Origin of the sequence: Fibrobacter sp. UWB12, from assembly GCF_900142485.1 — a bacterium.
Taxonomy (GTDB): Bacteria; Fibrobacterota; Fibrobacteria; order Fibrobacterales; family Fibrobacteraceae; genus Fibrobacter.
Window position 1 is genome coordinate 68,435 of record NZ_FRAZ01000008.1, and the last position, 24,340, is coordinate 92,774.

18 protein-coding genes are annotated in these 24,340 nt (G+C 49.9%); 13 read left to right on the plus strand and 5 right to left on the minus strand.

All coding sequences use genetic code 11. From position 1 onward, the window contains the following. Positions 1–30 precede the first annotated feature (30 nt). Entirely contained in the window at positions 31–2,403 is a 2,373-nt protein-coding gene (locus BUA34_RS12560; RefSeq protein ID WP_254794470.1) for an Ig-like domain-containing protein, read from the minus strand. Positions 2,404–2,609: 206 nt separating this feature from the next. Here BUA34_RS12560 and BUA34_RS12565 point away from each other — a divergent pair, with 206 nt between their 5' ends. Next, complete coding sequence (locus tag BUA34_RS12565) at positions 2,610–3,545, plus strand: TIGR02147 family protein (RefSeq protein ID WP_254794471.1); 936 nt, start codon at positions 2,610–2,612, stop codon at positions 3,543–3,545. 76 nt (positions 3,546–3,621) lie between these two features. On the opposite strand, the gene BUA34_RS12570 is transcribed toward BUA34_RS12565, so the two are convergent. Together BUA34_RS12570 and BUA34_RS12575 are read right to left on the minus strand one after the other, a co-directional pair. Then, positions 3,622–6,261 (minus strand): hypothetical protein, encoded by a 2,640-nt coding sequence (locus BUA34_RS12570; protein ID WP_072830133.1) that lies wholly within the window; start codon positions 6,259–6,261, stop codon positions 3,622–3,624. A gap of 126 nt (positions 6,262–6,387) precedes the next feature. After that, on the minus strand, positions 6,388–8,778 hold the full coding sequence (locus BUA34_RS12575; RefSeq protein ID WP_072830135.1) for a DUF4859 domain-containing protein: 2,391 nt from the start codon (positions 8,776–8,778) through the stop codon (positions 6,388–6,390). Between the two features lie 193 nt (positions 8,779–8,971). Between BUA34_RS12575 and BUA34_RS12580 the strand changes: the two genes are divergently transcribed. The 5 genes from BUA34_RS12580 to BUA34_RS12600 all read left to right on the plus strand — a co-directional run bounded on the left by BUA34_RS12580 (position 8,972) and on the right by BUA34_RS12600 (position 15,286). Next, positions 8,972–9,823: a TIGR02147 family protein gene (locus tag BUA34_RS12580; protein WP_072830137.1), complete on the plus strand. Its 852-nt coding sequence runs from the start codon at positions 8,972–8,974 to the stop codon at positions 9,821–9,823. Next, the gene (locus tag BUA34_RS12585; RefSeq protein WP_072830139.1) at positions 9,813–11,210 is read left to right on the plus strand and encodes a LamG-like jellyroll fold domain-containing protein; all 1,398 of its coding nucleotides are present in this window, start codon (positions 9,813–9,815) and stop codon (positions 11,208–11,210) included. The genes BUA34_RS12580 and BUA34_RS12585 overlap by 11 nt, the downstream gene beginning before the upstream one ends. A 117-nt stretch (positions 11,211–11,327) precedes the next feature. Next, positions 11,328–12,137 (plus strand): TIGR02147 family protein, encoded by an 810-nt coding sequence (locus BUA34_RS12590; protein ID WP_254794472.1) that lies wholly within the window; start codon positions 11,328–11,330, stop codon positions 12,135–12,137. Further along, positions 12,137–13,363, plus strand: a complete 1,227-nt coding sequence (locus tag BUA34_RS12595) for a carboxypeptidase-like regulatory domain-containing protein (protein WP_072830143.1) — start codon at positions 12,137–12,139, stop codon at positions 13,361–13,363. Before BUA34_RS12590 ends, BUA34_RS12595 begins: the two co-directional genes overlap by 1 nt. Positions 13,364–13,390: 27 nt before the next feature. After that, positions 13,391–15,286 carry a glycoside hydrolase family 5 protein gene (locus BUA34_RS12600; protein ID WP_072830145.1) on the plus strand — a complete coding sequence of 632 codons (1,896 nt, stop codon included), beginning with the start codon at positions 13,391–13,393 and terminating at the stop codon, positions 15,284–15,286. A 177-nt stretch (positions 15,287–15,463) separates the two neighbouring features. Here the strand turns inward: BUA34_RS12600 and BUA34_RS12605 are convergent, their stop codons facing one another. Then, positions 15,464–17,125, minus strand: a complete 1,662-nt coding sequence (locus BUA34_RS12605) for an Ig-like domain-containing protein (protein WP_254794473.1) — start codon at positions 17,123–17,125, stop codon at positions 15,464–15,466. A gap of 200 nt (positions 17,126–17,325) precedes the next feature. Between BUA34_RS12605 and BUA34_RS12610 the strand changes: the two genes are divergently transcribed. From BUA34_RS12610 to BUA34_RS12640, 7 genes are all read left to right on the plus strand, one after another. Continuing rightward, positions 17,326–17,853, plus strand: coding sequence for a YceD family protein (locus BUA34_RS12610; RefSeq protein WP_014546668.1), 528 nt, complete (start codon positions 17,326–17,328; stop codon positions 17,851–17,853). Between the two features lie 2 nt (positions 17,854–17,855). Beyond that, entirely contained in the window at positions 17,856–18,044 is a 189-nt protein-coding gene (rpmF, locus tag BUA34_RS12615) for a 50S ribosomal protein L32 (protein ID WP_014546669.1), read from the plus strand. 14 nt (positions 18,045–18,058) lie between these two features. Beyond that, positions 18,059–19,042 carry a phosphate acyltransferase PlsX gene (plsX, locus tag BUA34_RS12620; protein WP_072830149.1) on the plus strand — a complete coding sequence of 328 codons (984 nt, stop codon included), beginning with the start codon at positions 18,059–18,061 and terminating at the stop codon, positions 19,040–19,042. Positions 19,043–19,370: 328 nt separating this feature from the next. Then, positions 19,371–20,099 carry a 3-oxoacyl-[acyl-carrier-protein] reductase gene (fabG, locus tag BUA34_RS12625; RefSeq protein ID WP_014546671.1) on the plus strand — a complete coding sequence of 243 codons (729 nt, stop codon included), beginning with the start codon at positions 19,371–19,373 and terminating at the stop codon, positions 20,097–20,099. Between the two features lie 47 nt (positions 20,100–20,146). Then, entirely contained in the window at positions 20,147–20,386 is a 240-nt protein-coding gene (gene acpP, locus BUA34_RS12630) for an acyl carrier protein (protein WP_014546672.1), read from the plus strand. 211 nt (positions 20,387–20,597) lie between these two features. Continuing rightward, positions 20,598–21,410: a ribonuclease III gene (gene rnc / locus BUA34_RS12635; RefSeq protein WP_072830150.1), complete on the plus strand. Its 813-nt coding sequence runs from the start codon at positions 20,598–20,600 to the stop codon at positions 21,408–21,410. 142 nt (positions 21,411–21,552) lie between these two features. Continuing rightward, positions 21,553–23,382, plus strand: a complete 1,830-nt coding sequence (locus BUA34_RS12640; RefSeq protein WP_072830153.1) for an extracellular solute-binding protein — start codon at positions 21,553–21,555, stop codon at positions 23,380–23,382. 52 nt (positions 23,383–23,434) lie between these two features. Here the strand turns inward: BUA34_RS12640 and BUA34_RS12645 are convergent, their stop codons facing one another. Next, a complete protein-coding gene (locus BUA34_RS12645; protein ID WP_072830155.1) occupies positions 23,435–24,202 on the minus strand; it encodes a hypothetical protein in 768 nt (255 codons plus the stop codon). Positions 24,203–24,340: the final 138 nt, after the last annotated feature.

The following is a 24,340-nucleotide window of genomic DNA, read 5'->3' on the forward strand; positions in this document are numbered from 1 at the left end:
CGGGAGGGCTATTAATCGCTATAGTAATCGTTATTGGATATAGTGGCGTAATGTCTTGCCTGTTTTGGAGTATTCAATCACAATGACGTGTGCGGCGGGCATCTTGGCGGGCTTGCTGTTGCCGGAGTACAGCGGGCGTCCCTGAATGTCAAAGATGCGGTAGAAACCTGCTTCGGCTTCGGTGGCGCGCTGCATGGGGGAGGCGATGCTGGTTGTGCCACTGCTGCTAGATCCTTCGACTTCGCTCAGGATGACACTGGAAGAAGATTCCGCGACCGTTGTGCTTGAAGAAGATTCTGCGATTGCTGAACTGCTAACAGGTGCCTTGCTTGAGGAACTAGATTCTGCCGCACCTTCGACGGTGAACGTCACGTATTCCGACATCCATGTGAGCCCGGAATTGTCTGTCACGATAGCGACTGCGGAATGCGTGCCCGGCTCGAAACCGCTAGCGTTCACTTGATACGGCGCGGCGGTTGATGTTCCGACGAGCGTGTTGCCGACGTAGAATGCTACGCTTTTCACGGAGCCGTCGTTATCCTTGGCGTCGGCTTTTAAGGTCACGTCTGTGCTTGCAGTGATTTTTGCGCCAGCGGCAGGTGCGGTGAGCGTTACGCTTGCAGCCTTGTTGCTTTGACCAAATCCCTGGTTGTATTCAGGCATTTTGCCGTAGCGTCCGCCGACGCCCGAGAGGTTCGGAATTTCTTTCGGGAGGTCTGCGACATTGCGCTTTTCAAAACTGTAGCTCGGGTTGAATGTTTCTGCTTGCGGGACTCCGCTTTTCACGGTGCCGTTGTAGCGGTGCTGTTGCTTGGTGCCGTTCCCGAACGTAACTCCGCTAAAGTAAACGTAGCCGTTATCGCCCCATTCGGCGAGGTAGCCTTGACCATCGCTGATGTAGCTGTTTTCGTAGCGCACGTAAGCCTTGGCGTTTGCGCTGTGACCGTTTGCGCCTGCGACAAAGAAGCGGTTGTAATCGACGTACTGGTTGTACAAATGAACTTGCGAGCCGTTGTTTTCACCGGTGACTTTCGGGACGCGACCGTAAGTGTTGTGCCAGTAGTTGTTGGCGTAAGTTAAATGGGCGTCTTCAACGAGAGCCATGTAAGGGTCGGTACCCCAGCAGTTGTATTCGTTGGCTCCGTCAAAATCGAGATAACTGATGGTGGCGTTGTCAACAAATTCCATATCCATGCCATCGGAAATCCATTTGTAGCTGATATGGTCGGCCCAGAATTTGTCTACGTGCTTGCTGGCGGTGCCTACGGTTTCAAGGCCGTCGCCGCCTTCGATCAAGTGCGGGTTCACATCGTAAATGGCGAGGTTGCGGTAGATGTGGTTCCCAGAACCTTCGTTACTGCGCACGGCGATAGAAGCACCGCGCAGATTCGCACCACGGCCCATACCCACGAGGCTCTTGTTAGGCTTGGTGGTAATCCAGTTGCTCCACGCCTGCAGATTGTCCGATTCCTTCACGATTTCGAGTCCGGATTCACCGAGGCTCGCGCAACTGTTTTTCTCGAAGGCGATACGGTAGAACTTGTTCGTCTTGCCTGTCACGCGGTTCGTCTCGCCACAAGTCGTGCGGCACCAAGTACGCCCTTGCTTGTTCGCCTCGGTCACCGCATTGCGCATTTGCCTAAAGTCGTAAGTGCCTTCGGGCACGAGAATCGTGACCGCATCGTTGCTCTGCAAGTACTTGCGGATGCTTGCGGAATCGCTTGCAATGACGACTTTGCCTGCGTCGCCACCCGTTGTGGTGACACCGAAGCCTTCGGCCTTCACATTGAACGTGAAAAGGAACACTGCTGTTGGGTCGGATTCATCGCTTGTCCAAATCCATTTCGCTTGTGTGTTTGCGGCGAAATTTTCGAGCGCACCGCCACTCGGGAGCTTGTTGTTTGCGTAAGAAAGCGTTGTGGCGCCTCCCCATTGCGAGAGGTCGCGGCCCTTGTTTTTCCAGGAGTTGTTGCTGACAACGGGTTTTGACTTCCAGCTACTGCCGGAATAGTAAGATTTGTCGAGGTCGTCGATTTGCACGAGAACGCCCGGGGCGCCTTTGCCGTTCGCGCTCACGACAGAAATGGCGTTTTCGCCGGGCAGGAATGTCATCGGAATAAAGCGCACGCGGCCTGCTTGGTTGTCTTCAGCGAGGAGTGAACCGTTGTGGTAGAGCCTGTAACCGCCATCGGCGACAATCCAAATGCCTGGGCCTTTCCCGGCGTTGTACGTGGCGGCAATCAGCTGTGAACCGACTTTGTCGCCACCGCCGTAAGCGGCGTCGGACGGGAGCGTAACGACTTCAGAGGCTTGAATTTTTGCAGCCGCATCTGCCGCGTGTACTGCGGAAATTCCGAAAATTGAGACAACGCTTGCAAGAGCGATGTGACCAAAACCTTTCATACCCATTGTTCCTCACTTTTTTTTGCGATTACCCAACTTTTGGCTTGTTCCATCCCTTTATAGCAATTAAGCCAGGCGTTACGGGCTGGCGTTTGAAGCCCGTATTGGGGGTGATGGAAGACCGCAAGGCGGGCTGCAATCAGGGGGATTATTCCCCCATATTAATAATCTAAATCTTGCGGGGCATACCTCAAAGCGTTTTTATCGTGAAGGCGAATTTCTCGTTGTTTCTGGACAACGGGTATTTTGTCGCGGACTATCCTTTTTCGAGGGATTTTTCTTACATTTATGGCATGGGCGAAAAGAAACTAGGGAAAAAAATCTTCGAATACCTGGACTACCGGGAATTTTTGAAAGATTATTACAACGCAAAGAAGGAGGCGAACCCTGTCTTTTCGCTCCGCGTTTTCTCTGATAAAATCGGGTTCAAGGCCAAGGATTTCATTAGCCGCGTGATGAACGGCGACAAGAATCTTTCGAGCGCGAGCATCCCGAAAGTGGCTTCTGGACTGCGCCTGGGCAAGCACGAGACCGAGTTTTTTATTGGGCTTGTGAAGTTCAATCAGGCGGATACGATGGAGGAGCGCAATGCTGCGTTTGAAGAAATGCAGGCGGCGCTCAAGGTGGTGCGCTTTTCCGAGAAACAGCATATTCTCGGGCATGCGCAGTACATGGTGTATTCGCATTGGCGGCACCTGATTATTCGCAGTCTTATCGGCATGTTCGGTTTTGACGGCGATTACGAAGCGCTTGCGAAAATGGTCCACCCGCATGTGACGGCGGACGAGACCAAAAAATCGGTCAAGTTGCTCGAAGACTGTGAACTTATCAAGAAAGGGGATGACGGCAAATACGTGCTCACCGAGAGCGCGATTAGCACGGGGGACCGCACATCAAAACTTGCGCTGCGCGGTTTCCACCAGCATTGTCTAAAGCTTGCTGCGGATTCTATTGATCGCGACCCGCCGGGCTCGCGTCATGTTTCTGGGCTTACGCTAGGCATTAGCCAGGAAGGTTACGAACGCATCGTGGAGCGCATCAACGCCTTCCGCAAGGAAATTGCGATCATCGCCGAAGAAGATAAGAATTCAGATAAAGTTTTTCAGTTGCAATTTGCGCTGTTCCCTGTCGGCGGAAAATAATTTTTCTCTCTATCAAATCCTACAACGAAGCACCTCGGCGTTCGCCGAGGTGCTTTGGTTAGGTTGATGAGAATATTTAAAACATTACTCTGTATGGAATTTGCTTTTCGAAGCGGCGGCCTTTCAAGTCGTGGAAACCTTGCTTGCGAGGGAACAGACGTAAATCATTGCGTTTTGCCGCTTGTCGATTCATAATTGCGGTAGTTGTTGAATCACCGACTTCTGTGGAGTCTCCTGCAACAATAGTTGATATTGCGAGCTGTTGCGTCACGCCGATGTTGCGGCTAAAGGTGTCGCCAGCATTGTCCTTGAGCGTAAATTTGATGTAGCCCACGCCACCGAAGTTGTTGGCGAGTTTTATGGTGAGTTTGGATCCGCTCACGGTTGCGGTAACGCCTGTCGGAGTGTTCACGGTATAGGAGCCGTTGTCGTAGCCCTTGGTAAATTGAGCTAGGTCAATGACTTGGGTTTCACCTTTTGCAAAAGTATAGTGGGCGCGAGCCATCCATTCAAGATAACGTTCGAGTTCAGTCCAGCCGTCACCCAATCGGTCTTTGTTTGCGTCGCTAAAGTCACCGCTCTTGGATTTCGGATTGTAGCCGTACATATTTTCCCACCAGTCCGGGAGACCATCGAGATCGGAGTCGTAATCGTTTGCCCAGCTTGTGCTCGGATACGGTTCCCAGCCCTTGATATTCGCTGTGTCAACGGCGTCCGTTTCGCGGTCGGGAATTCCTTTGGTTTTGCCGACAGAACCCACGACGCTGTAAGTTCCGTTTTTGGTTTCCCTGATCATGCGCTGGTCATGATTGTCGAGAATGGGCATGGTTTGGCCTACATCGCTCAGCACGTCCTTGTATGCTGCCGATGCGCTTTGTACAGTGGCGTAAGAGGCGAAGAAAGGTTTGCTGTTCCATGGTTCCCAATCGAGAACTTGCCCGCCGCTCAGTGTGTATTCGCGTCCGCAGTTGTCGTTGTTCCCATTGCAAGTGAATGAACCGTTTGCAGCTTGCAAAATGTTGTTGTGGTAATAGTAAGCTTGCGAACCTTTGCCTGTTCCTTCAAATTGGGCGCGCAACGTATAGCCGTGAAGAGTTGTGCCTGCGCCTTCCTTGTAGTAGTTCCCGACAAAGTTTACTTCGTGCGCTCCGCCATCGGTCACGCGGCTTTTCCAGTTATAGACCACGTTGTTGAAAATGTCCAAACGACCTGCATAATAGCCGTTACCGTCTAGTCCGCCGCCAAGACTCCAGTTGCGCCCTGCGTTGTGCGCCAGCAAGTTGTGGTGGAAACTCCCGATGTCGCCGCCGATTGTTGCTGCGTATCCATGCCCTGTTCCTGCTGCATAATTTTGGTGGTCTGCGACATCCAAGGCTTCCGAAATCAAAGTGCGCTGTAGCGTCAGGTTTTTGCCGCCGCGACTGCTGAACGCTTCGTCAATTGTCCAGCTGATGCTTGCATGGTCCAGTATGCTGTGGTCGCCGCCGGTGAGCCCCATGCCGTCGTAAGTGGCACCGTAACCCAGGCGCACGCGCATAAAGCGGATAACCATATCCTTGCCCGTAAAGCCGATGGGAGCGCTCTTGATGGTTATTCCCTTGCCGGGAGCAGTCTGCCCCGCAATCGTCACGTAATCCTGATTGCAGACCAAACGACTTTTGAGTTGTATTACGCCTGCGACTTTGAACATGATGGTTCGTGGACCGATATCTGCTGTACACGCTTCGCGCAAACTGCCGGCGCCATCGTCGTTCAGATTTGTTACGTACACGACTTTTCCGCCACGGCCACCGACCGCGTTACGACCATAGCCCTCGGCTCCTTCAAACGCTAAACGCCCTGGTTTGAATGACCAAATATTTCCTGCTGTAACCGTTCCGTTCGCTTCAACTTCATCCACGCGCCAATAGTAGGTCTGCAATGGGTTTGTGTCCGAAACTTTGTATGTCGCTGCCGTCTGCTCGCCTTTGTAAACGTCGGCTGTCGAGGCTGTCGCCTTTAAAACCGTTGCAGAATCTGTCCCGAAATAGACGTGATGCTTTACGGCCGACTTCGCCGCCGTCCATGAAAGTGTCAAAGCTCCGTTTTCATGTGGTGCGTGGTAATCCAAATCCGTCGGAGAAGGGTTTGTTGCTTGTGCAGCCACATTGGGAACATTCAATTCAAAACCGTTTAGGGTAATCGTACTCGTGTTTAGCTTTATGGCAGTCGATGCGCTTGCGCCGCTCACGGAAAAAGTTACATACGCGATTGCTGATTCGGATGTCGAGAGCGCACGATTCGTGGGCTTGACCGACACCTGCTTCGAATTGTTCACGTAGACATCGATGCTGTTGCTTGCTGCAATTCCATCGACATTGTTCAGGTACAACAAGAGACTGTGCGTCCCTGCCGCAAGATTCGAGAAGGTGAGCGTAATCGCTCCGCCGCCTTCGACCATCACGCCGTCGCACACAAGGCGCGCATAGCTCGGAGACTGCACTCCGGCTTTGTACCAGTTCGCCTTGAGATTTCCGCTACCGGCAATTCCAATTTTTACACCAGAAATCGTCGTATCCTTGGAAGTGGCTCCCGAAACTACCCACGGCACATAATTCGGCTCTGTTACCTCGCTCGAATTGCGCCCGCTCATGTCGAAATCCACTTTGACGATTGGCGAACTCGCGAAGGCGTGCGCAGCAAGTCCCAAAACCAACAATGATTTAAAATATCCCATAACATATTCCCTGTGCATTTAAAAATACCCTCGATTCAACATCGAGGGTAGAACTCTTGAAATTTAAGGTTGTCCGTGGACTACGCTAGAACATAACCCTGTACGGGGGCTGCTTTTTTTGCTTGTTTATCTTGTGATGTTAATTGGTCTTGCTTCGCGGTAGCTGCCCGTTGTGATTTTCACGATGTAGGTGCCATGCGGCATTTGGCTCATGTTGAGCGAACGCGTGTGCGAGCCTGCGTTTTGCATACCCGTGATTTCTTGTGCGAGCAATGCTCCGAATCCATTGAATAGGCTTATCTTCACATTGTCTCGCTGTGGGAGCGTGTAGTAGATTTCGAGATTCCCATTACGGAGGGCTATGTCCATGTGTGTTGAAACTTTGTCGAGCCCATACATCAGAGCTGTGGTCTTTCCGCTTTCGTCACTGCCTAATCCATTGGTGATGTTGACCATGACTTTGAAAAGGACCGTTTTTCCGTTGTAAGAGATTCCCTGCGTAAAGTTAAATTTGTCACCATTGCTGACTCGGTTGGGGTAGTGGCCTATTGCGAGTGTACCGCTTGATAAATCTGTTTCGCTGAATATGTAGGCGGACTCGCCCCATTCCACCACCTTGCTGTCTTTACCAAACCAATGACCCGGAGCGGTAGCGGTACTGTTGGTCACCACGTTGCCGTCGCTTTCCTGGGCAAAGAATGTCGCCTGAGAAAGCGTCGCTGCAGTAAGTCCAAGCTTTTTTGCTACTTCGTCCACATCAAATTTTGCAGAAACGGTGGCGTAGTTGTCGTCAATCGGGAGTGTCGCTGTGATGTTGTATGTGGTTGCGCCGTCCGTGACGATTTTTGCGGAACTGCTGGAATTCGCGGGCATCTCGCTGCTGCTCGAAGATTCCGGCGATACGGAACTGCTCGAACTTATCGGCGCGTCTCCGATTTCGGGCCACTTGTAATCAAGCTTGAAGTCGTTGTAGTACTTGACGTTTGCCGCCCCTGCGCCGCTTACGCCTGCTTCGGGCTTCAGCTTATAATCGTAGTGCAACTTACGAATGCCCGTATTGCCGGTGTACTGGTAATCGGTATTCACGATGACCGCGAAAACCATCTGCGTGCTGTTCGTCGAAGATGGCGTCTTGTCCAGGCGAAGCGTCGCGGAACCTTCGCCCGTAATAGGTTCGCTGTACACAGGTGTACCGTCGGTCGCGCGGTAGCACAGCAAGAAATTCATGTTCTTGTTGTTGGAATTTGCGCCGTTCGGGTAGAAACTCACCGTCACTTCTTTAGCGCCGTTCTGCACTTTCAGCGGCACCACGTTCGAGCCAGACCAGCCCGGAGTCGTTTCCTGATTCGGTACAAGGTAACCGTTGTTTTCCGTCACCGTCTGGTAGGGCGTCATGGTCCAGGTGTAGCTTTTCCTGTTATTGTCCCACATGTCCTGTTCCCAGTAGGTGTCGCTTCCGAAATGCTGGTTCAGCAAATTCTTGATTTCGCCGGACCATTTTTTCATGTCTAGCATCGCAAGCCTTGCGCGAAATTCGGTAATGAGCCTGCGCACGCCCGCATCGCCAAGACCCTTGTCGAGGCCGTAAGTTTCAAGCAGGTACTTGGTCTTGCCATAAGCGTTTCCGTAAATCCAGCGGACAGCCCCCGTACCAATCCACGTGCCGATAAACGTCGGGAAGATGTTGCTGTACTGCGAGCCACCCAGCAGGTAACGCTGATTCTTGCCGGTCACGCCACCGCCATCGGCGCCGCCACCAGGGCCACCGAAAGTGCCGTCAATCAGCCAGCCCGAATAGGTTTCAATAGGCATAAACGGCGCAATAACCGTCGCCGCATTCAGAAATCCCATACCGCTGTAAACACCGTCGCGGTGGCTGAACATATCCTGCTGAATCCAGGTGTTACCCGCTTCCTGGAACCAGTGCGCATCCTTTGCGCCGGGGTAACCATTCGTCATCGAGTGGATTCCCTCGTGAATCATCGCATCCATCTGCGCCACACGATCACGGTAAGGGCAACTTGTATTGAAGCTATACAGCGGATAGAACGAAGCGGCCACGGCCGTGTAGCCCGCGACCCACGTCTGCCAACCGCCCGTAGTATCCGTCTTTGCGCCACCGGCACACGTACCCGAGCCGTAGTAATAAACGGCGCTGTACTGGCCTTCTTGCGCCTGGGCATCCGGCGCCCATCCCATCTCATTGTACAAATACTCAAAGTCAGTATCGTACTTCTTAAGAATCGAATCAATCGTCACATCGGTAATGCGGCTGTCGCGATCCTTGCCCCAATAAAACGCCCACCACTTACCGGCCTTCTTTCCGGTAACGCCCGAGCAATTGTTATTGAACTTGGTCGGCGGCTGGATATCGCCCAGATTCGATTTCGTATCGTAATCCAGGTCGCTGCGATAGCCGGGCCATGTGTAAGCATCACCCGACGCCGCATATACGTGAACACCTAGGGCAGCCGACAAAACGGCGCCCGGAATCCATCCCAAACAACTTTTTTGCATAACACACTCCATTTTTATGCTATTTAGAGAAATAATTTTTGGTGTGTCCTAATGCAAATTTTTAAGAAAAATGGAACGCTTTTCCGTGTTAGAAACGTGTAAATGTGTAAGAAAAAATCATTGACTACGATTATTTAACTATAATTTTGCTTAATTTATTGATTTTTGTGTAAAAATATTCTAGTTTAAAATCATGTGCATTGCGCTTGAACACTTGTTTGACTATGACGACTTCCGCAAGTTCCTGCAAGACTATTTTGAGGAACAGAAGAAAATGCGGTCGGTGTTTTCGCATCGATTTTTTGCGGCAAAAGCGGGATTCAGTAGCTCTTCTTATTGTCTGAATGTTATCCGTGGCCGTTTCAATTTGACTCCGAAATCCATCGAAAAAATTTCAAAGGCGATGGAATTCGAACCGTTGCAAAGGACGTATTTCGAAGCGCTGGTTCAGTACAACCAGGCGCAACAAATTGATGAGCGCGAAAATGCTTGGAATCAGATTGTCCAAATTCGCAAGCAGATTGAATTTACGCATGTCACCACGCGTGAACAGGGGTATTTCGAAAAGTGGTATTACCCGATTGTACGCGAATTGGCGGTGTCATCGGATTGGAAAGGTGACTTCCGTGTGCTTGCGCGTTCTGTTGTGCCGCAGATAACGACGGACGAGGCTCGCGATGCTGTGAAAAAACTGCTAGAATGGGGGCTCCTGAAAAAAGAGGGTGAACGCTATGTCGAAACATCGCAAATGCTCGATGCTTCGGAAATTCCGCCAATGGCTTTGCGACGAATTCGTCATGAGTATATGCAGCATGCGGTGGGTGCCGTAGAATCCATGCCCAAAGACGAGCGCTTTGCCGCATTCACGACTCTTGCGATGAGTGAAAAATCCTACAATTATGCGGTAGAGGTGCTGGAAGAAGCCCGCAAGAAAATTATTGCCCGTGCGGCAAATGATTCGGAAGTGGAACGCGTTTACGAAATGATGCTTGTGGCGTTCCCGATGAGCAAGAAAATAGGGAAGGAGGCGGAAAATGAAAAATAGACAAGTTTATCTAAAGTTGTCGCGTAATTGCGCTGCGTGCGTGATGTCGCTTGCGTTTTCTTTGACGTTCCTGGCTTGCTCGGATAGCGATGATGTGGCCGGTGGAGTGACCGATATCGGAAATTCAATTGCGGATTTGTCTGATACGCTGAGGTATTCCGGTGTAGTGCAGGACTTGCAGGGGCGTGCTGTTCCTGCTGCGCGTGTCGTTGCCTACTTGGATAATTCGAAAGAAATTGTGGATTCGCTTGAAACGGTCGCTGATTCTACAGGGTTCTTTAAGCTAGGTCCGATTCCAAGGATCTCGGCGAAAGGTTCTCCGCGTTTTTATGCGGAATCCAAAGGGCTGTCCGGTTTGCGTGGCGATGGACTCTCTGACGTAAGGTTGGATACGATTTGCATTGCTGCGCACAAAACTTTAAGCGGAAAAATCTCCGGGGCGACTTCTGGTTATATGCGCATTCAGGGAACGCATTTGCGTTCTCTTATCAGTGAAGATGGTTCGTTTGCATTTGATTCTATTCCGGCGGGCTATAGAATGGACCTTGTGTACGTGCAGAATGATTCGGCTATCGCTCAGTTCGAATTCACGGCGCTGGATTCGAAGGATTCGCTTAAGTTGCCTGAACTTTCGGTCAATGGGGAATGGCTTACGAGCAACGATATGCCTGTTATTGCGGATTACTATAGTTTCCATTATTACCTTCCGTATGATTATCCAGAAAATCTCCCGAATGGGTATGGCGACCCGGAAATTGAAGTTTATCTCGGCATGAACCGCGATATCAATGTGCTCAACCATGATTCTTCTGTTGCGGAAAACGTAAACTATGTAGATGGTTTGAGCGGCAAGGCGGTGCTTTTGGAACCGGGACAATTTATCGACTTGGATACGCTTAATCCAACGGGCGGCGACTTTACACTTTCGCTTTGGACCAAGTGGAATGGCCCCAACGGCGAACACCAAGTGCTGTTTAGCCAGCGTGAATATTGGAGTGATTCGACTTCGCGATTCCAGTGGCATTACGAGGTGAATAGCGGAACGTTTGCCGTAATGAAGGGTATGCCGGACTACCCTGGGGCAGTGTATTTCGGGGATTCGACTTCCGTGCCTGTCGGGGAGTGGGCTTTCCTTGTGCTCGTTTCCAAGAATCACAAGGTGAGCATGTATGTGAACGGTAAAGCGGTAGCGATCGCAGGTTCCGATGGAGCTGAATTTGCAAGGGAGTTCGTGCCGAACGACCTGAAACGCAGTGTTCCTTTCCGCATCGGTGGCGATGAAATCGAGACTGAAACTTGGAATGGTGTGATTGACGAAGTTCGCGTTGAATCAATCGCCCGTAGCCCTGAATGGATTAATGCCATGTATGAGCGGCTGAAGCCTTAAAATGTGTTTCCAAAAATTATGTATTTTGTAAATTATATATAAAAATTTACATTGAAAAATTGATAATAATTGCTTATATTTGGAAATATGATAGATGTTTCCAAAATTAGTGTATTTATGTATTTTGATTACCGCGATTATATTCGCGCTGTTTTGGAAACAATGCAGTCAAAGGGCCTTTCGCTCCGAGCGATTCAAGAAAATGCGGGTGTTTCCGGTTCTGCGTTTTTCAGCCGAATCCTAGATGGCTCACGCCCGCTGTCCATTGCGAATGCGAAAAATATCGCCAAGTCGTGGGGACTTCCCGATGATGAATCGGATTACTTTCTCGATTTGGTACGCTTCGGTAACGAAAAGAATGTAGATGTACGCGAAGAATTATTGCGAAAACTCCTTGCGGTCCGTGCAAATAATCAGGAATTTGCGTTGCAGGATTCTTCGCTCAAGTTTTTCGCGAAATGGTACTATCCCGTGTTGCGCGACTTGCTCCCGCTGCTTCCGCCAAATACGCCGGCGGAAAAAATAGGACGCATGTTTACGCCAGTGCTTCGTGCACCTCAGGTGGAAAGTGGTATTCGCTATTTGATGGAATCGGGATTCGTTACGTTAGATGAAAATGGTGTATATCGTGTGGAACAGCCTATTGTTTCAACTCCGCCTCGCGTGCGTTCTACGATTTTACGCAAATACCATCTAAAAAATCTTGAAGTGAATAGTGAAGTTTATGATCTGTTCACAAGTGATGACCGCAGCGTTACGAGTGTTACGTGCAGTTTGTCTAAAGAAAGCTTTGAAAAAGTCCGCGAAGAAATTGCGAAACTTCGCGAAAAAATTCTTGCGTTATCTCGTGAAGAGAAAAATCCAGACCGTGTTTGCCATGTCGGGTTTCAGTTGGTGAACCGCGCCAAAGTCAAGGAGGTAAAGTAATGTACCTCCGTAATGTTTTACGAAAACTGGCTTGGGTATTCCCTTTGGGTGTTGTGGCTTTTGTCGCAATCCTTTGTATTTCGCTTGTTGGCTGTAGCGAAAATTCTGACATCGCAAACGGCACGGGTAGTAATGCTGGTGAAACTGAAATTGCAGGGATTATCACGGCGACAAATCATGGGAAACCTTTGGTGAATGCGCTTGCTCGCGTGTGGATTTTGGACGAAGACTCCATGCATGTGGCGTATGAAGATTCTTTGGATAACAATGGTGTTCTTGAAATTAGGTCTACTGTTCTTGGTGAAAAAGCGCCTGTCCAGCTTTTGGAAACGCGTTCGGGCGACTCGTTATCTACAATGCGCTGGGTCAATCTCGAACGTAGTCCCGAACAAACCCTTTCTATTGCGGCAAGCGAATCCCTTAAGGGATCAATAACGAATAACGGTGCTGCTGTAGAAGGTGCAACTGTTTCCATTTTGGACAAGTCCGTCGTTACAGATGTAAACGGAAACTTTGAATTTAATGATTTGCCTGCGGGCGTGCATTACGCTTTTGTCGAAGGCTACTTCGGAAAGTTCTCGTACCAGATGGAAACCGGATTGAATGAAGGTGCGACAACGAACAACATTAATCTCGCAGATAGCATTTTTACGGTTGTCGAAGATTTTGAAAACTGGAAAAAGCAGACGTTTATCGGAAAAAGTTTTGGACAGGGCTGGTGGTTTATTTGCACAGACTCGTTGCAGGGTGGCGGAAGCCGTGTAAGCGCGGGTGTCGATAGTGAAAATCTTTTTGTTTCTGGTGATAGCGCTAAAAGCGGAAAAAGCTTGCACGTCTCATTTGATATAGATGAGGAAACTCCGGGGCATTATGGAGTTATCGGTTTTACGATTGGTGATGATTTTGATAAGGCTGAAATGTTTGCGTTCTATGATTTGCGTAAGGCGACTGCAATTTCGTTTGATGCCAGAGGTTCTGGAAAAATCTCGTTGCAGATTGCTAAACGCAGCGATAAAGGCGAACGTGAATATCACGAATCGTACTTTGTGACGCTTACGGAAAAATGGGAACATTTCACGTTTACGGCAGATGATTTCGATACAGAACTTATTGCAGTCAATGCAATCAACATTCTCGTTATTGACGATACCGAAATTTACCTTGACAATATCCGCTTTGACGGTATTTCGCCCAGTATGTGGCCGAGTCTCGGGATGCGTTTTTAAAATTCTTTTTCACGTATAGGAGAGAGTATGAAAAAGTCAAAAATGGCGATTGTCGCCTTGTGTGCGTTTGCCTTTGTGGGTAGCGCATTTGCAACAATTCAGCCCACGCGCGTAGGTCCCGTAAGTCAATACGGTGCTTTGCAAGCCGGCAAGAATTCCGCTGGCGAAGGCCGTATTTATGGAAGCGTGCAAGGCGTTAAAGATGGAGCCGAAGTTCAGGTGCGCGGAATGAGCCTTACCTGGAGTATCTTTTGGCCAAACGGAATGTCGTTCTACGGCAATTCCTTTATTGATTCGCTTGTAGGCGAGTGGAATGTTGAACTTGTTCGCTCTGCAATGGGTTCCGTTGGAAATTGGGGACAAGGGAATTACAAGACTCGTCCTGAATATTATTCCGCACAAATGGACACGGTCGTACAGGCGGCTATCAGAAACGATGTTTATGTTTTGGTGGACTGGCACAGTGAAGGTGGCTATTATAATTGCATTCACAAGGGTGTAAAACCGAAGTACGAATTTAACGATAATAAGGCTTGCTTTACGGCAAGTGATGCCGCGAAATTCTTTGGGACCATGGCTCAGCGTTATGGCAAATACCCGCATGTGATTTTTGAAATTTACAATGAACCTGTGAGTGAAAGTTGGAATGACCTCAAGGCTTATGCTGATACAGTTGTTCAGGAAATTCGTAAATATTCGGATAACTTAATTGTTGTAGGGACGCCGATGTGGTCTTCTGCGGCTGGCGATGCTGTTGCAAATCCCGTCGTTGACAAGAATGTTGCTTACACGCATCATTTTTATGCCAATATGCATAACATCAATGAAACATCGACTAGCCAGAATGCAAGCCCGAACAAGGCTATTGCTGCGGGTCTCAGTGTTTTCGTGACCGAATGGGGCTGGGTCGAAAAAGATATCAACGATGCCAAGACCAAGGCGAATGCCGATGCGTTCCTGAAATGGGTTGACGAAAAGAAACTTTCTACCGCCAAATGGGATGTCGAAAAACCGTATCTTGAAGATAATGATGACGACAACTATATCAAGGCGAACGTTCTTCCGCAAAAGACAACTTACACAAAGAACCTTGATTGGGCTTCGCAAATTAACGATGATCTCCCGTTTGCTCTCAAGACGACATCGACAGATGCTACCGGAGAATGGAGCTTTATTACGGATGTGAGCGGTAGCGATGAACAGGGTGACCACGGTAATTCTAGTTTCGAAGATAACTCCGAAAACGGAATGGTCAAGATGGATAAAATCAAGCTTGATACGGTCGGCACGGCTTTTGACTATGCACCCTATGTGAATGCCGATTTTACTTTTAGTTTTGATATTTCCAAGTGCAAAATGTTTAGCTACCGCTATAAAGGTACGAACCATCAATTTGTAGCCTATAGCGATTGGAATACGTCTACCGAAATTCTCGGTCAGGGACTTTGGGATTATCCGTTTGTCGGCATGCCTTATTCTCCGGAATGGACAACCGCTTATGTGGATTTTGGCTGGATGGTCAATAATGGCTGGCAGGCTGATGTACCGACAATTTTCTCTACAAAGTTGACGACGGCGCTCCGCTTTAGCGTTACCAACGTTGCGTTTGGCGATTATCTCTGGATTGATAGTCTCAAGTGCGTCGAAGATGTGTCCAATTACACGGTTATGGAAATCCCGGACGTTTTAAGTATCCCGACGGCGAGAATGGCTGCTCGCAATTTTGTTCGCGTGAATACTGACGGCTTGAATATCGTTGCGACGGGCGTTAAGAATGGAAGCCATTATTCGCTCTCCAATGTTCTTGGACAAACTTTGCGTGTGGGCGTGGCGAAAGCGGGCAATTTCTCGATGACTGCGCCGCGTGCTGGTCGCTACATTCTCCGCATTGGAAATTCTGTCTATCCGGTAACGGTAAAGTAATATTCATCTTTCTATCAAATCCTAAAATTGACTTTGCCAATAAAAAGCACCCAAGCCGAGAGTCGCGGGCAAGCTTGCTTGCCCATGACCGAGGCGCAGTGCTTAGAATTGACTTTGTCAATAAAAAGCACCTCGGCGTTCGCCGAGGTGCTTGATTATTTGAATCGATGAGAACAGTTAAAATAAAACCCTGTACTGAATATGCTTTTCAAAGCGGCGGCCTTTGAGGTCGTGGAACGTGTTCTTGCGCATTTGAGGCACGTTGCGGATTGCGCGCGCATTTTTGATCGCTGTTGTTGAATCTTGCGCAGTTTCGCTGGAGTCTCGCGGCGGATCGATAGCGCTCGCGGACTTTTCGACGAGCACTTCTATGCGGCCTGTGTATTCGGTGTTGTCGTTCCCTTTGACCGTGTACTTGAACGAGGCAAGTCCCTTGAAATCTTTGTCAGGAGTGAATCGGGCTGTATAGCCGTCTTTCTGTAATTCAACCGAGCCGTTTTCTGCAGCCGATACACTGTAGGTGGGCTTGACGCTTTGGAATCCGCGAGTGATTGTACGCAGGTCAAAATCGAGCGTTCCGTTGCCTTCGACTTGTGCATGCATGGCACCGAGCCAGTTGATGTATTTTTCAATGCGCACATAGCCGTCGCTTTCCTTGGTCATGGCGTCGTCTTTGGCGGTGTCGTAGCCCATGGCTTTTTCGAAGTAGTCGGGCATTCCGTCCTTGTCGCTATCTGAGGCTGCTTTTCCGGCAATCACTTCACCCCAGCCGTTGTTCGTTTTGATACCCATGGCGCCTACGGATTTTACGAGCGCGCCTTCCTTGCCGAGCGTGCCGACCTGGTGCCAGATAAGCGAATCAATGTCGTCGTAGGGGAGGACTCCGCTTTGCGAGGTGACGTAGCGCCAGGCGCTTGCCGCACTCAGCATCGGTCCTTTTGTCGTAAGCTCGTTCCACGGATTTTTCAGTTCTTCGCCAGGTCCCTGGTAGTAATAAATGCTTGTTGGCCCGCCATTGAGCACTCCGTCGCGGTTCTTGTCGATTAGGTTTCCGCTTGCGTAAATGCTTTGGTTTTTATCGACCTGAAACCACTCGTTTTTGCCTTCTGGACCATAGACAAAGTAGTTGTTCACGATGTCGTGCTTGAATTTTGCACTAGTGTGTGTCGTGAAACCGGCTTCGAAATTGTAAAGGATGTTGTTGACGAAAATGTCGTTGATTTTGTCAAGCGGATTTCTGTTGTGCGTATTCACGAAGGCGTTGTAGTACCACGCCCAAGTACCGTCAATGGATTCGATGTGGGCGCCGAACTGTTGGCCAATCGGGTTTGCAATGAGCGAATTCTGTACCGTGATGCCAGTGACACGGTAATCGGCGTTGTCCGAAGAGCCTCCGAAGTTATTCCACGGAGCAAGTTCTACCGAGCAATGGTCCACAATGACGTTTTTGGCATCGTAGAGGTTGAGCGCATCATCCTTGGTGCTGGCCGTGTTTTCGCCTGGGCGGATACGCAAGTAGCGGATAATGATGTTGTTCTGCTTTCCGGTCGAAAGTTTTCCACCGTGGATGGCAATGCCCTCGCCTGGGGCGGTCTGCCCGGCAATGGTGATGTTCGATTTGATGGAAACGGCGGTCTTGATGTTGATGATGCCGCCTACATCAAAAACGACAATGCGGTTCCCTTGGCTAACCGCATCGCGGAATGAGCCTGCGCCGTCATCGTTCAAGTTTGTTACATGGTAAACTGTACCCGCGCGGCCACCCGTTACGTTTGCGCCGAAACCAAGCGCTTCAGGAAACGCAAGCGGCTCGGCACTCGCTCCTATACACCAAAACATTGATAAGCTGAGTGCCGAAACCGCGAAATTTCGCTTAAAACCAAAAGAATATCCCATAAACAACCCTTATATTGCAATATACTGAAAAAATACCATTGTTTTGGTGAAATCAGCCTGCCATCATTATAAATGGTTGTCTATAGACAACGGTCGCCTAAACACTTGACCCCTTTCTTGCGTTTTACTACATTTGTGCCACTTTGAGAATAAATATCGCACAAAAACTTACTGATTCCGAAGACCAACGAGTGGTCTGGTCCCATGCCGACGCTCCTGAAATCTTCGACGAACTGCACCTCAAGGGCGATCTGGTAGCCGAGGTGCTGGTTAGCCCCGAAGGCAACGGCAAGTGCCTTGTGACCGGTACTATCTCTGGAGTGCAAACACTCACTTGTGTCCGCAGCCTGGATCTTTTTGACCGTCCGTTCGAAACCGAGATTGTTGTCGAGGTGGAACGCGGAGCATGCGCTGCACAGGAACTTCATGACGACGACGATGATGTTTTCGCCTATACGATTCCGCAGACACAGGACTTCGTAGATGTTTCCGAGTGCGTCCGACAGCTGGTGACCCTACAGGAACCCATTGCGCCCGTGAAAAATCCTGACGAAGATTTTATCTTTGTAACAAACAATCAAGCTGGCGACGGTGCCGATGCTGAAAAGCCGCTCGACCCCCGCTGGGAAAAACTCAAAGCTCTTAAGAGCAAAATGGAAAACAGGAGTTAAAAATGGCAGTACCTAAGAGAAAAACTTCGACCGCTCGTCGTGACAAGCGCCGCACCCACTGGAAGATGGAAGTGCCGGCTATGGCTACCTGCGATCATTGCGGTTCCGTGAAGCGTCCGCATCGCGTGTGCCCGGTTTGCGGCTTCTACAACGGTGTGGAAGTTGTTGACATGAAGGGTGCCGAAGCTTAATCTAGGAGGAATCCGTGATCAAAGTTGCACTGGATGCCATGGGTGGCGATTACGCCCCGAGTGTTTGCATTGAAGGCGCCGTTAGCGCAGTCAAGAAAAACCCCAATATTCATGTGGTTCTCTGCGGACCGGAGGCCGAGGTCAAGGCTTCTCTCGAGAAGCTTGGTTACACCGGCAATCAGATTTCCGTAGTTGATGCTCCGGACCTCGTGGCAATGGATGAACATCCTGTCATGGTGGTCAAGAAGAAGCAACATTCTGGCTTGGTGACTTGCGTTGCCTTGCAGAAGAAAGGTCTTGTAGACGCTTCCGTCAGTGCCGGTAACTCTGGCGCTATGATGGCTAGCTGCCTCATGATCCTCGGTAAGACTTGCGACGAGTTCTCTCGTCCGCCTATCGGGGTTGCACTTCCGACAAAGGATCGCCGCATTGTGTTGGTCGATGGCGGTGCAAACGTTGATGAACGCGCTTCCACTCTCGTTGACTTTGCCATTGCAGGTTCTGCATTCGCCGAAGCTTTCCTCGGAATCGAAAATCCGAAGGTTGGCCTCTTGAACATGGGCGAAGAAGAACATAAGGGCCCGGCTGTTCTCCAGGAAGCTTACCAGCTCCTCAAGTCCGCTCCGGTTAACTTTATGGGTAACATCGAAGGCCGCGACCTCATCGCAGGTAAGGCCGACGTTGTCGCGACTTCTGGCTATACGGGTAACGTTGTGCTCAAACTTTTGGAAGGCTTCTTCGAAATGCACCAGGAAATGTTCGGCACAATCGACACTCCGGCTGGCAAGCGCTTTGCCGAAATGTGGGACTACCGCGCTACGGGTGGCGCCTTGTTGCTTGGCCTCAATGGCATTGGCATCATCGCTCACGGCCGTTCCGACGCTCTCGCTATCGAAAAGGCTGTTGAAGTGGCTGCCAAGTATGCCGAAGCCGACGTTGCCAATAAGGTCAACGCTCGCCTCGCTGCAATCAAGTCCGAGGAAGCTCCTAAAGCATAGCTTTTGTCTGCATTAAGACTTTAGTTGCGATTAGACGGATCTAGTGAACGCTAGGTCCGTTTTTTTATTTGGTTCTTGGTCAATGGTCAATAGTTGTTAGTTTGAAACGCAGGTTTGTTTTTTTTGCATTCTATTCAAAGAGCATAGACTAATGACCAATGACTATTGACTGTACTCTAAACATCCTTCTGAAACTTTTTTTATCTTGAGTAACAAATAAATATGCTTTGGACGAACCGTCTGGCACTGGTGGTGTGACGGCTATTCTAAGCTTAAATCATTTGTATTCACCCATGACACTTAATGTCATACAGGAGGTCAATTTATAATGCCTACGAAGTCTATTGTGACTGGCGCATCTCGCGGTATCGGTCTTGCCATTGCAAGAGAACTTGCTGCTCGCGGCTCTGACGTTGTTCTTATTTCCCGTGGTGGCTGCCCGGAACAGGCCGAAGCTATTGCCAAGGAATTCGGCGTCAAGACGTTCACGTTCGCATGTGACGTGAGCAACTCCGACTCTGTGAAGGACGCTTTCAAACAAGCTATCGACGCACTGGGTGGCGTGGACTGCCTCGTGAACAACGCTGGCATCACCCGTGATGGTCTCGTACTTCGCATGAAGGACGAAGATTTCGATAACGTTATCGCAACGGACCTCCGCTCGACGTTCCTTTGCACCCGAGCCGTCCTCAGGACGATGATGGGCGCTCGCAAAGGCAGCATCGTGAACATTGCAAGTTTGAACGGTATCAGAACTCAGGCTGGCCAGGCCAACTATGCTGCTGCTAAGGCTGGCGTCATCGGTATGACCAAGTCCAACTCCATGGAATTCGGCTCTCGCGGCATTACGGTGAACGCTGTCGCTCCGGGATTCATCGATACGGATATGACCGCCGCCATGAGTGAAGAAACTCGTGCAAAATATGCCGCCCAGATTCCGCTTGGCCGCCTCGGTCAGCCGGAAGATGTTGCCAAGGCAGTCGCATTTTTGGCCTCCGACGATGCCAAATACATTACCGGACAGGTAATTGGTGTCGATGGGGGCTTGAACGCTTAACAACATTTTATTAAATTTGGACAAAACTTTTTCCCATGGAGAAAAAAATGAACGAAGAAATTTTCAAGAAGGTCACGGACGTGATCGTTGCTAAGTTGGAAGTCAAGGCTGAAGATGTCAAGCCCGAATCTGAATTCGGTAATGACCTCGGTGCAGACTCCCTGGACCGTGTTGAACTCGTGATGGCTCTCGAAGACGAATTCGATGTCGAAATCCTCGATTCCGACGCTGAAAAGTTCCAGAAGGTTTCTGACGTTGTTGCTTTCCTCGAAGCACACAAGAAGTAATCTAGTTTTACTTTAGCCCGCATCCGTTGGGCAAAGAATGAGCTTTGGGTCCCCGGTTCTGCCGGGGATTCTTTTTTTAGTCATTAGTAGTTAGTCAGTAGTCATTAGTTGCTTGTTGTTCGTTCTTAGTTGTTGCTAATAACCATTGACCAATGACTAATAACCAAATACTACATTTCATCTTGCATTTTAACCATATAAGGAGAATCTGTTGGAAGATCAAAATCTGCTCCACAAAATCCTAAAACTCTGGTTTCGCCAGAAGTCCGGTGACGGGCTTGAGGCTAAGCTTGGGTATAGGTTCCGCGATCCAGAACTGCTGGCTCATGCACTCGTCCACCGCTCGTTCCTTGTTGGCAAGGATGTTCCGTACGCAAGCAACAACGAACGTCTGGAGTTCCTCGGCGATTCCGTTCTCAACATGCTTACGACGGAATATTTGTACAGGACGTATCCGAGCGATCCGGAAGGCGAACTCTCCAAGCGCAAGAGCGCGATTGTTTCGGGACACGCCTGCGCCCAGTCGTCCAAGGAATGGAACTTGAGCGAATACGTGAAAATTGGAAAGTCCGAGGCCAAGATGGGCGGTCGCGGCAAGGAAAGCATCCTCGCCGATGCCTACGAAGCAGTGCTTGGCGCCGTGTATCTCGATGGCGGCCTCGAAGAAGTCCGTGCCATTTTGAACAAGTTCCATTTCCCGCGCGTACAAGAAATCATCAGTGCAACCGACTTTGTGAACTACAAAAGCGAACTTCTGGAATTTTGCCAGGGCAAGTTGCGCTGCTCTCCGGAGTACGTGATTGTCGGTGAAGAAGGTCCGGAACACCAGAAGGTGTTTACGGTCGAAGTCGTCGTGAATGGCAAATCGTATGCCCGCGGTCAAGGCCCGAACAAGAAGAAGGCCGAACAGGAAGCCTCCCGCTTGTCGCTTGAAACGCTCAAGGCCGAAGCTGCCGAAGCCGATGCTAAAAAAGCCGCTGCCCCCAAAGTCAAGCAACCCGCACACCACGTCGGATTGCCGTAGAAAAAGGTGTTAGGTAGTAGGTAGTAGGTCGTAGGAATAATATGTGCACTTCGTGCATCAAAAAAAGATGGCGAAGCCATGATTATAATCCTAAAACCTAACCCCTAAAACCTAATCCCTAATTTTATCTATCTTATCCCACATGAAAACTTTTTCCCTCCGTACTTTGCTTGCCGTCCCGATGGCGGCGGCTCTTGCTTTTGCTCTTTCCGCCTGCAATGAATCTGGCGATTCCAAATCCGGCCAATCTACGAAATCTTCGAAAAAAGGCACTCCTGTATCCGAAGCGGATTGCCCGATTCTTCCGCTAGATTCTACAGCGACTGGCGAATTTGACCCGATTGCATCTAAGGATGCTCGCGCTTGCGGCTCCATCACGCTTTGGGGCTCCGCCATGCCGAAGTCTTTCAACATGTGGGAAGACTACAATAGTTTCTCCGCTGAACTCATGAATATGATGTTCGAACCACTCGTGAGCTTGCATACCACCGAAGACCGTGAAGTCGGCATTCTTGCAGATAAATGGGAAGTTTCCGAAGACGGCAAGACGTTCACGTTCCATGTGGACCCGCGTGCCAAGTGGAGCGATGGCAAGTCCATCACCGCCGAAGACGTGCAGTTCTATTACGATGTCATCATGGACGAAAAGAACCTTACGCCGATTTTCAAAGTTGGTCTCAAGCGCTTTGACCGCCCTGAAGTTGTCGATAGTTTGACTGTCCGTATGACTGCCAAGGAACCGCATTGGGGCAACTTCTGGGAAGCGGCCGGCATGTTGGCGTTCCCGAAGCACGTGTGGGCAGGCAAGGACTTCAACAAAATCCGTTACGAGTTCCCGGTGGTTTCTGGCCCGTATATCATCAAGACGTTCCGTGAGGACCGCTATGTGGAACTTGGTCGCCGTGCCGATTGGTGGGGCTTCAAAAAGAACTGGAACCATGGCAAGTACAACTTCCAGAAAATCCGCTACCGCTTCATGAACGACCAGACGAAGGCGCTCGAAGCGTTCAAGAAGCAGGACTTCAACGCCTATGCGATTTACACGAGCAGCATTTGGATGAAACAGACCGACTTTGATGCCATCAAGAAAGGTTGGGCCGTCAAGCAGCGTATCTATAACAAGGAACCGATTGGATTCCAGGGCATGGCCATCAACCTCCGCAAGCCTCAGTTCCAAGATGTACGCGTTCGCAAGGCTCTTTCGTACCTCTTGAACCGCGAAGCGATGAACGAAAAGTACATGTACGGTCAGTATTTCCTTCTCAACAGCTACTATCCGGATCTGTGGGCAAATAACCAGAACCCGACGGCGCCTGTCTACAGCTACAATCCGGAAAAGGCCCGCGCTCTCTTTGCCGAAGCGGGCTACAAGGTGAATGGCGAAGGCGTTCTTGAAAAGGACGGCAAGCCGTTTGCAATTAACTTTATCACGAGCCAGGAAGACTTGCGCCACTTGACGCTGTTCCAGGAAGACTTGAAGAAGGTCGGTGTTGTGGCAACCATCGAACAGATGAGCCAGAGCACGCTCCGCAAGCGTTTGGACGATGCCGACTTTGACCTTTACTGGGTGAACTGGGGGGCAGGCCGCCTCCGCGATCCGGAAGCAAGCTGGATTTCTACAACTGCATTGGATAAGGGAACGAATAACCTTGCCGGCGTTCAGGATAAGGTTGTCGATAGCCTCATCAATTTGCAGAAGACGGAATTCGACCTCGCGAAGCGCAACGAAATCCTCAAGGCTCTGGATAACCGCCTCGCCGAAATCGTCCCGTACGTGCTGATGTGGCAATGCGACCACCATCGCATCCTCTACTGGAACCGCTACGGCACGCCCGAAAAGGTGCTTGACCAGTTCAATCGCGAAGATGCAATCCCGGTTTACTGGTGGGTCGACCCGGTCAAGTCCGCCGCTCTCGACAAGGCGATGAAGTCCGGCGAAAGCCTCCCGATTCCGGAGTATGACATTAGATAAAAAAGAAAAGTCCCAGCCTTAGGCCGGGACTTTTGTTGTTTTAAGTGTTCTATTAGAAACTTGCGGCGAATGCTGCTTCGATTGTTATAGGCACCTTGTCGTTGCCGTAGAAGTGCAAGAGGTAGTCTTCGCCAAAGCCGAACGTTGCGCTCACGTCAAACGAGAACATGTTGTTGATGGCAAATGTTGCGCCAACGTACGGGAATACACCTACGTCACCGCTTGTATCGCCAGACTTGTGACCATCATACTTCGGGTCGCCCAAAGCAATTTTGAGAATGATGCCGACATACGGAGAAACGACCTGGGAAACTTCCGGATCCAATTCTCCAATGAGTGTCAACTGCAGCGGGCCTTTGAACTTATCATCGCCTTCGGTATTGAAACCGAGTCCGATTTCAGAACCAAAGTCAAGGGTTCCGAATTTCTGAGAGTACTGGCCACCAAGATAGAAGCCAAAACCGTCATCGCTGATTCTGTCCTTGCCTGTCGGGAAGGTAAGGTCGAGGAAGGCGGCGAAGTTCGGGGCAATCTGGTAACGGCCACCGAAAGTCAAGTTGTGCATGCCATCGCCTTCGGTATCATGGCCATCCCAGCTGGTCTTCAGCGTGAAGGGGAGGGCTAACCAAAGTTCCAAGTTCTGAACCGGAACAAAGCGGCCCTTGAGCCCGAGGTCCCATGCCTTGCCCTTGTCCTGCATCGTGAAGTCGGTGTAGACCTTGACTTCACCGCTGTTTGCTTGCGGAACCGGGAACTGGCTGTAGGTTGCAAAACTGGATGTGGCGAGAATGGCTGCGCCCAGCAAGACTTGTTTTAACATATTAAATCTCCTTGTAAAGTTTTATTTTAATATAACAAAAATGTTACAAAAAGGTTATTTGAAAGAGCGAAAAAAATTCACTCAATAAAAAAAGCCAACCACGATGTGGGCTGGCTCACGTAATTTTCATGTTCTGCC

Excerpts from the sequence above, each read along its gene's own strand:
- BUA34_RS12605 (WP_254794473.1), bottom strand. The coding sequence starts at position 17,125 with ATGTTTTGGTGTATAGGAGCGAGTGCCGAGCCGCTTGCGTTTCCTGAA.
- BUA34_RS12575 (WP_072830135.1), bottom strand. The coding sequence starts at position 8,778 with ATGCAAAAAAGTTGTTTGGGATGGATTCCGGGCGCCGTTTTGTCGGCT.
- acpP (WP_014546672.1), top strand. The coding sequence starts at position 20,147 with ATGAACGAAGAAATTTTCAAGAAGGTCACGGACGTGATCGTTGCTAAG.
- BUA34_RS12590 (WP_254794472.1), top strand. The coding sequence starts at position 11,328 with ATGTATTTTGATTACCGCGATTATATTCGCGCTGTTTTGGAAACAATG.
- fabG (WP_014546671.1), top strand. The coding sequence starts at position 19,371 with ATGCCTACGAAGTCTATTGTGACTGGCGCATCTCGCGGTATCGGTCTT.
- BUA34_RS12570 (WP_072830133.1), bottom strand. The coding sequence starts at position 6,261 with ATGGGATATTTTAAATCATTGTTGGTTTTGGGACTTGCTGCGCACGCC.
- BUA34_RS12595 (WP_072830143.1), top strand. The coding sequence starts at position 12,137 with ATGTACCTCCGTAATGTTTTACGAAAACTGGCTTGGGTATTCCCTTTG.
- BUA34_RS12560 (WP_254794470.1), bottom strand. The coding sequence starts at position 2,403 with ATGAAAGGTTTTGGTCACATCGCTCTTGCAAGCGTTGTCTCAATTTTC.
- BUA34_RS12600 (WP_072830145.1), top strand. The coding sequence starts at position 13,391 with ATGAAAAAGTCAAAAATGGCGATTGTCGCCTTGTGTGCGTTTGCCTTT.
- BUA34_RS12580 (WP_072830137.1), top strand. The coding sequence starts at position 8,972 with ATGTGCATTGCGCTTGAACACTTGTTTGACTATGACGACTTCCGCAAG.
- BUA34_RS12645 (WP_072830155.1), bottom strand. The coding sequence starts at position 24,202 with ATGTTAAAACAAGTCTTGCTGGGCGCAGCCATTCTCGCCACATCCAGT.
- BUA34_RS12640 (WP_072830153.1), top strand. The coding sequence starts at position 21,553 with ATGAAAACTTTTTCCCTCCGTACTTTGCTTGCCGTCCCGATGGCGGCG.
- rpmF (WP_014546669.1), top strand. The coding sequence starts at position 17,856 with ATGGCAGTACCTAAGAGAAAAACTTCGACCGCTCGTCGTGACAAGCGC.
- BUA34_RS12585 (WP_072830139.1), top strand. The coding sequence starts at position 9,813 with ATGAAAAATAGACAAGTTTATCTAAAGTTGTCGCGTAATTGCGCTGCG.